Source organism: Pseudomonas sp. FW306-02-D09B, assembly GCF_058782685.1.
Genome location: NZ_JBYSXY010000039.1, coordinates 1 through 1,364 on the forward strand (window position 1 = coordinate 1; position 1,364 = coordinate 1,364).

The following is a 1,364-nucleotide window of genomic DNA, read 5'->3' on the forward strand; positions in this document are numbered from 1 at the left end:
GGGGGTGTCAGAAATTTTGTGTTCGGGCATAACATGAGTAAGAGGTGCATGTATGCCAACCAAAAAGAAACCTGCGTTGCGAGAGCTGCCGAAAATCCCGAAAGAGCTGCTCGAGCAATTCACCGATGGACCGATGACCGCTGAAGCCATCGAGGACGCGTCTTCGGCGTTCAAGAAGGCTTTGATCGAGCGAGCCCTGAGTGCTGAGCTCGGGCATCACTTGGGCTATCCGCCGGGCGCGCAGCGTCCAGAGGATGAAACCAATCAGCGCAACGGCAAAAGCGGCAAGACGGTTCTAACCGGCGACGGCCCGCTCCGACTGGATATTCCTCGCGACCGGGACGGCAGTTTTTCCCCTATCCTGATTCCCAAACACGAGCGCCGCTACACCGGGTTCGATGACAAGATCATCGCCATGTATGCCCGTGGAATGACTGTCAGAGAGATCCGTGCGTTTCTTTCAGAGCAGTACGGTACTGACGTTTCTCCCGACTTCATCAGCTCGGTAACCGACGAGGTCATGGCAGAGATCGGTGCATGGCAACAGCGGCCTTTGGAGCCGATGTACCCGGTGATTTTCTTCGATGCTCTACGGGTCAAAATCCGCGAAGAGGGGCTGGTTCGCAACAAGGCGATCTACTTGGCCCTAGGTGTTTTGCCTGACGGAACACGCGATATTCTCGGCATTTGGATAGAAAATACCGAGGGCGCCAAATTCTGGATGAAGGTGTTCAACGACCTCAAGACACGCGGCGTCGAAGACGTGTTGATTGCTGTGACCGATGGCCTTAAAGGCATGCCAGAAGCGCTCAACGCCGTATTTCCAGACACGACACTGCAAACATGCGTTGTCCATCTGATCCGCAACAGCCTTGATTACGCAGCCTGGGATAAACGCCGCGAACTGGCCAAGGCGCTCAAACCGATCTATCAGGCAGTCACCGCCGAAGCGGCTGAGCAGGCGCTGGATGCGTTTGAAAACGGGCCATGGGGCAAGCAGTACCCGACGGTAGTGGCGGCTTGGCGCCGCGCTTGGGATCGTGTGATTCCATTTTTCGTGTTCCCGCCGGCGATCCGAAAAGTGATCTACACGACTAACGCCATTGAGAGCATCAACGCTCAGCTGCGCAAGATCATCAAGACCCGCGGCCACTTCCCGACCGACGATGCGGCAACGAAACTGATCTGGCTTGGGCTACGCAATATCACCGCAAACTGGGGCTCAGCGGCACATGACTGGAAAAGCGCGATGAATCAATTTGCGATTCTGTACGGAGATCGATTTATCAGGCCGACCTGGTAAAAGCACGGCCTGCCTGACGGCAGGCCGTTACCGGCCCGCACACAAAATATCTGACAGTCCC

At 56.1% G+C, this 1,364-nt stretch carries 1 protein-coding gene; it reads left to right on the forward strand.

Going from position 1 to position 1,364, the window contains the following annotated elements:
* The first annotated feature begins 52 nt into the window (after window positions 1-52).
* Window positions 53-1,303: an IS256 family transposase gene (locus AC3WK5_RS28985; RefSeq protein ID WP_103320524.1), complete on the forward strand. Its 1,251-nt coding sequence runs from the start codon at window positions 53-55 to the stop codon at window positions 1,301-1,303.
* Window positions 1,304-1,364: the final 61 nt, after the last annotated feature.

Coding starts and splice junctions, on each gene's coding strand:
- AC3WK5_RS28985 (WP_103320524.1), top strand. CDS start 53: ATGCCAACCAAAAAGAAACCTGCGTTGCGAGAGCTGCCGAAAATCCCG.